This window comes from Aeromicrobium sp. 50.2.37 (assembly GCF_024655735.1).
GTDB lineage: Bacteria > Actinomycetota > Actinomycetes > Propionibacteriales > Nocardioidaceae > Aeromicrobium.
Map to the genome: position 1 here is coordinate 1 of NZ_JANLGG010000053.1, position 5765 is coordinate 5765.

The window sequence follows — 5765 nt, forward strand, 5'->3', positions numbered from 1 at the left end:
CCCCCCCCCCCCCCCCCCCCCCCCCCCCCCCCCCCCCCCCCCCCCCCCCCCACCGGTGAGGCGAGGGGACTGGTCAGCCCGTGCGGCGCCGCCTCGTGACCAGGGCTCCGGTCCCGGCGAGCATCATGACGGCAGCCAGGACGACGAACCCGGCCAGCGCGGGTGCGCCGGTGCGGGGCAGGACCGAGCCAGCGCCGTCCGCACCGGCTCCCGGCGAACCGGCCCCGGCCACCGCGACGTCGAAGGGCTGCCAGGCCGTCACGTACCCGGAGGCGGGGTCGATCGCGCCGACGTGGTGCCGACCCGAGAAGCCGGCGGGCACGTCGACGCTGACGGCGCCCGAGGGCAACGGACCGGTGCGGACGACCTCGATCGTCGAGGCGCGGACGATCGTGCGGAGCTGGTCCTGCTGGGCCTGCTGCATCTCCGCGATGAAGTCGATGATCTGCCGCACCGTCTCGTCCAGCGCCCGCTGCTGCTCCTTCGTCGCGTCGTCCAGCTGCTGCTGGTAGGCCGCCTCGGCCCCCTCGAGCTGCGCCTCGCGCTGCTGCTCCAACGGGCGGGGGGCGAAGCCGATCGAGCCGCCCGGACGCGGCGCCATCGGCGGGTCGGCAGGCAAGGGCGAGCCGACGACCTGCTGGGTGAGGTCGAGCTGCAGGTCGATCGACTCCTTGAGCTCGGACGGGCGCAGGGAGCCGGGACTCGCCGTCAGCGTCGCGAGCTGGTCCTTCACGTCCTGCGCCGCCTGCTTGGCCCCCTGGGCGGCCTGGGCGGCCTGCTCGAGCCGGCGTACCTGCGAATCGGTGAGACCCGGGCCCGCGGGGTCGGTGCCGTCCGCTCCCCCCGGGTCGAGGGTGCGGGTGATGCTCCCGGCCGTGCCGGTGACCGTGAGGGGCCGGGATCCGGGTGCCGCCGTGATCTCCACGCGTCCGTCCCCGTCCGTGCGGGCCGCGCGCTGGGTGCTGCCGTCGACGAGGGTCACGAGGGTGTCCGGCTCGAAACCGGTGCCGATCACCGCGCCGCCGCCCTCCCGGACGGTCAGGCCCAGGACGGTCGTGCGCACCTCCGTCGATCCCACGCCGCCGGTCTCGAGCTCGAGGATCGCGCGGTTCACGCCGGGCTGGGCGAGGAACTCGTCGTCGTCGTTGCGGACCGTGACGTCGACCCGTCCGTCGCCGTCGGCCGTACCGCGGGCGACGTTGTCACCGAGGTAGCCGCTCGCGCCGATCCCGGCCGGCACGCCCTGGGCCGAGAGGCGGACCCCGTCGGCAGCGAGCTTCTCGGCGGTGATCCAGGTCGGTGAGGCCGTCACGACGAAGGGGTCGGGCAGCACCTCGATGGTCTGGGCCGCCAGCTGGGCGTCGTCGTCGTGGAGGGTCAGCCGGTGGGTGCCGACGCTGATGGTCGGGAAGGTGACGTACTCGTCGAACCCGCCTCCTGCGACGCCGAACGTCGCGACCGCGGTGCCGTCGAGCCTCAGCTGCACGGACTCCGCCCGGACGTCGGAGGCCGACACCGGGACGCCGAGGTAGCGGTAGCGGGTGAGGCCGTCCGGCGTGCGCGCGTCCAGGCTCGCCTGCGTCGGCAGGGGCGTCGTCGTGGGGGACGAGCTCGCCGACGCGACGGCCGCCCTCGGGACGGATCCGTCGCCGGGCGAGGTGGCGGCCGAGGTCACGGCCGGGACGGCGACCATCGCGAGACCGGTGAGGACGACGAGGACGAGGGCGCGCAGGTACGACACGGGGTCTCCAGGGATGACGAGGACTCCGGTCGTGCACTCGACCGGCGCTCGCAGCCTAGAGTCGGGCGAAGGACCCTGTCCGCGGAACTTCTGAAGAAGTTCCAGGATCATCCGCGGGAGTATCGTCGCGGCATGAAGGCGCTGGTGACAGGTGGAGTCAGGTCGGGCAAGTCGTTCCACGCCGAGTCGCTGGTGGTGGCGCACGAACGCGTCACCTACGTCGCACCGGGGCCGGCGGCCGATCCCGACGAGGACCCCGAGTGGGCCCAGCGGGTGGCGCGGCACCAGGAACGGCGCCCGTCGCACTGGACGACCGTCGAGACCACCGACCTCGTCGGCGCGATCGACGGCGGTGACGCCGACGCCGACACGGCGGTGCTCATCGACTGCCTCGGCACCTGGCTCACGAGCCAGATCGACGAGCTCGACGGCTGGGACGCCATCCGCGAGGAGTGGGAGCAGGTGCTGCTCGACCGCGTCGACGCCGCGGTCGAGGCCCTCGCCCGCACGCAGCGCACGGTGGTGCTCGTGACGAACGAGGTGGGGCTCGGCGTGGTGCCCGAGCACCGGTCCGGTCGGATCTTCCGCGACCTGCTCGGCGTCGTGAACCAGCGCTTCGCCGCCGAGTGCGACGAGGTGCTGCTCGTCGTCGCCGGCCGGGTCATCACCCTCTGACGCCGTCCTGCTCGCGCGGCGCATGACCCCGGCCGCGGGCTAGCGTCGGGGAGTGCATCCTGACGTGGAGGTCCTGCGCGCGACGATCCGCGTGCCCACCGTCGCCGAGCGCGACCCGGCCCTGACCGACCCGGCGCCCTTCGAGCAGCTGCACGCGCTCCTCGCCGAGCACTTCCCGCTGCTGCACGAGCGGCTCGAGCGGGTCGACCTGGGCGAGGCCGCGCCGCGCGCCCTGCTGTGGCGGTGGGCCGGGACGTCCTCGGACCGTCCGGTCGTGCTCATGGCCCACCAGGACGTGGTGCCGGTGACGCCCGACGACCCGTGGACGCACCCCGCCTTCGCCGCCGACGTCGTCGAGACCCCCGAGGGGCCTGCGATCTGGGGCCGCGGCACCCTCGACGACAAGGGCCAGCTGGTGGCGATCTGCACCGCTGTCGAGCGCCTGCTCGCCGACGGCCTCACGCCGGCGCAGGACGTGTGGCTGTCCTTCGGTGCGGACGAGGAGGTGTCCGGGCCGTCGGCGCCTGCGGCGGTCGACGAGCTGCGTCGACGCGGCGTCGAGCCGTGGTTCGTCCTCGACGAGGGCGGTGCCGTGGCGGGCCAGGCTTTTCCCGGCGTGGGTGCGCCGGTCGCCGTCGTCGGCGCCACGGAGAAGGGCACCACCACGCTCTCGCTCACGGTCACCGGTCGCGGGGGTCACTCGTCCACGCCCGCGCCCAAGGGCCCGACCGCCCGCCTCGGACGTGCGCTGTGGCGGCTCGACCAGAAGCAGTTCCCGGTCAACGTCCCGGGCCCCACCATCGACCTGCTGCGTCGGCTGGCCGGCCACCTGCCGCTGCCGCTGCGTGCGCTGCTGACCGGCGCCACCCGGACCCCGCCCGGGGTGCTCGGCCGTGCGCTCGTCGCGGCCGGTCCCGAGACCGCCGCGATGGTGCGGACGACCATGGTGGCCACCACGCTGTCCGGTGCGCCCGCCCACAACGTCATCGCCGCCCGGGCGCGGGCCGAGGTGAACCTGCGGATCATGCCGGGGGAGAGCGTGGCGTCGGCACTCGACCACGTGCGGGACGCGGTCGACGACCAGCAGGTGGCGGTCGACGTGGTCGAGGCCAACGAGCCGAGTCCGCTGTCGCCCACGACCGAGCCCGAGGCCCTGGGCGCGTTCGCGCTGCTGGAGCGCACGATCGCCGACGTCTTCCCCGACGCGATCGTGACCCCCTACGTGATGATGGCCGGCACCGACAGCCGCTTCTTCTGCGACATCTGCCCGCGCGTCTACCGGTTCGCCTCGTTGCGGATGAGCAAGGAGCAACGCGCCTCCATCCACTCCTTCGACGAGCACGTGCACGTGGCGGCCTGGCTCGAGGGCGTCGACTGGTACGTCGCGCTGCTGAGGTCGCTGTGACGGGCACCGGGGTCCAGGGGACCTCCGACCACGGACGTCAGCTGCACACCGGCCTGTGGGCGGTGGTCGGCTTCCTCGTGGCGGTGGAGGTCGTGAGCGGCATCCTGCAGGGCTTCTACACGCCGATCTTCTCCGACATCGCGCGTCACCTGGGCATCCGCGATGCCGACGTCAACTGGTTCGAGGCCGCGCAGCTGGTGCTGTCGGCGCTGGCGGTGCCGCTGTTGTCGCGGCTGGGCGACCTGTGGGGCCACCGCAACGTGCTGCTCGTGTCGACGGCGGTCACGGCGGTCGGCTCCTGGGCCCTGGCCTTCGCGCCCGGCTTCTCCACGTTCCTCGTCGGCTGGGCGCTCCAGGGTGCGTACGTGGTGTGGCTGCCCGTGGAGGTGGCGATCATCCACCGCCGCACGGCCGGCTCGCCCGACCAGCACCGCCTCACCCGTCGGTCCGCGGCCTTCCTGGTGGCGGCGCTCGAGACCGGCGTGATCGTCGGTGCGCTCACGTCGGGCGCCCTGGTGGAGTCGACGTCGATGACGGTGCTGCTGTCGCTGCCCGCCGTGGCCGTGACGCTGTGCCTCGCGATCGTGTGGTTCGGCATCGAGCGTGACCGCGGACAGGCGTCGGGTGGGTACGACTACGGCGGGCTCGCGTGGCTCACGGTGACGCTCGGGCTGCTCATGGGCGGGCTCATCGCCATCCGGCTGATGGGCGTCGGCTCCCCGGTGCCGTGGTCGCTCGTCCTGCTCTCGTTCGCGGCGCTCGCGGCTCTCGTCCGGTTCGAGCGAGGGCTGGCCGCCCGACCCGAGGGCGGGGTCGCACCGCTCATCGACGTGCACACCTTCGTCCGCGCGGCCCAGTGGCCGGTGCAGCTGACCGCGTTCCTGTTCGGCATGTCGGTGCTGGGCGCGCAGATCCCGCTGTCCACCTTCGCGCGGACCGATCCCGACGTCGCCGGCTTCGGCCTCGGTGCGTCCGCGGCCTTCGTGTCCACGCTCATCGGCGTCTACGTCGTGACGATGGTCGTGGGTGCCCTGCTCCTGCCGGTGCTCTCGCGCACGCTCGGCCCGCGCGGGGCGATGGTGGCGGGCTGCACCGTCGTCGGCGTCGGCTACGGACTGTTCCTGCCGCTGCACGACACGACCACCCAGACGCTCACCAACATGGGCGTCGCGGGCGTCGGGTCCGGGCTGCTCGTGGCGGCGCTCCCGGCCGCAGCCGCTGCCGCCGCGCCGCCGGAGGCCACCGGCTTCGCGACCGGCATGACCAACGCGACCAAGACGGTGGGCGGCGCGATCGCGTCGGCCGTGTTCGCGATCGCCCTGGCGTCGACGGGGTCGATCGACGACCCGACGCTCGGCACCGCGCCCCTCTCGGGCTACCTGACCGTGTGGGCCGTGTGCTCGGTGAGCGCCTTCGCGGCCGCCGTCGTGCTGACCCTGACGCGCCGGACGGCCGAGGACTCGCGGGCGCGGTGACCCTAGGGGGCCTGGGCGCCGATGGGGTTCGGGTAGGTGATGGCGCCGGCGGCGACCACGCTGCGGGCGGCGGCGACCAGGTCGGCCTCCACCGACACCGCGTGCGCCGTGGCCTCGGTGTCGAGGGCGGCGTCGACGGCGCGGTCCGTGGCGTCCTCGAGTCGCTCGCGGGCGGCCCGGCCGGTGTCGGTGCCCTGGCCGTCGGCGTCGACCCAGCCACGACGGCGCAGCTCCTCCAGCGCCTCGGCCCACTCGTCCTCGGTCCAGCCCCGGACCGAGCGCTGACGCTCCGGCGCCCGGCCGAGCGCCACCTGCAGCGCGTTCGAGGCGGCTCCGCCGAGACCGGCGGTCACGAGCACCGACACGTGGGCGTCGCCGCGCAGCTCGCGCAGCACGCTCGCGTGGCGCCACAGCGCGCCGACCGCGTCGTCGGGCACGGCCAGCGACGACTCGGCGGCGGCCAGCGGCC

The 5765-nt window shown here is 74.3% G+C and carries 4 protein-coding genes and 1 pseudogene; 3 read left to right on the forward strand and 2 right to left on the reverse strand.

What is annotated here, in order from left to right; translation table 11 throughout:
• Positions 1 to 73 precede the first annotated feature (73 nt).
• Positions 74 to 1741, reverse strand: coding sequence for an LPXTG cell wall anchor domain-containing protein (locus tag NUV38_RS16980; protein WP_257730241.1), 1668 nt, complete (start codon positions 1739 to 1741; stop codon positions 74 to 76).
• A 132-nt stretch (positions 1742 to 1873) separates the two neighbouring features.
• Between NUV38_RS16980 and cobU the strand changes: the two genes are divergently transcribed.
• From cobU to NUV38_RS16995, 3 genes are read left to right on the forward strand one after another with little or no spacing between them, the layout of a single operon-like run.
• Positions 1874 to 2416 carry a bifunctional adenosylcobinamide kinase/adenosylcobinamide-phosphate guanylyltransferase gene (cobU, locus tag NUV38_RS16985; protein WP_257730242.1) on the forward strand — a complete coding sequence of 181 codons (543 nt, stop codon included), beginning with the start codon at positions 1874 to 1876 and terminating at the stop codon, positions 2414 to 2416.
• Between the two features lie 52 nt (positions 2417 to 2468).
• A complete protein-coding gene (locus NUV38_RS16990) occupies positions 2469 to 3821 on the forward strand; it encodes a M20/M25/M40 family metallo-hydrolase (RefSeq protein ID WP_257730243.1) in 1353 nt (450 codons plus the stop codon).
• Positions 3818 to 5296 carry an MFS transporter gene (locus tag NUV38_RS16995; RefSeq protein ID WP_257730244.1) on the forward strand — a complete coding sequence of 493 codons (1479 nt, stop codon included), beginning with the start codon at positions 3818 to 3820 and terminating at the stop codon, positions 5294 to 5296. Before NUV38_RS16990 ends, NUV38_RS16995 begins: the two co-directional genes overlap by 4 nt.
• A 2-nt stretch (positions 5297 to 5298) precedes the next feature.
• Here the strand turns inward: NUV38_RS16995 and NUV38_RS17000 are convergent.
• Positions 5299 to 5765: pseudogene (locus tag NUV38_RS17000) on the reverse strand (hypothetical protein); the annotation flags it as partial.

Bases quoted from the DNA above. Each gene is read 5' to 3' on its own strand.
- cobU (WP_257730242.1), top strand. From the start codon at position 1,874: ATGAAGGCGCTGGTGACAGGTGGAGTCAGGTCGGGCAAGTCGTTCCAC.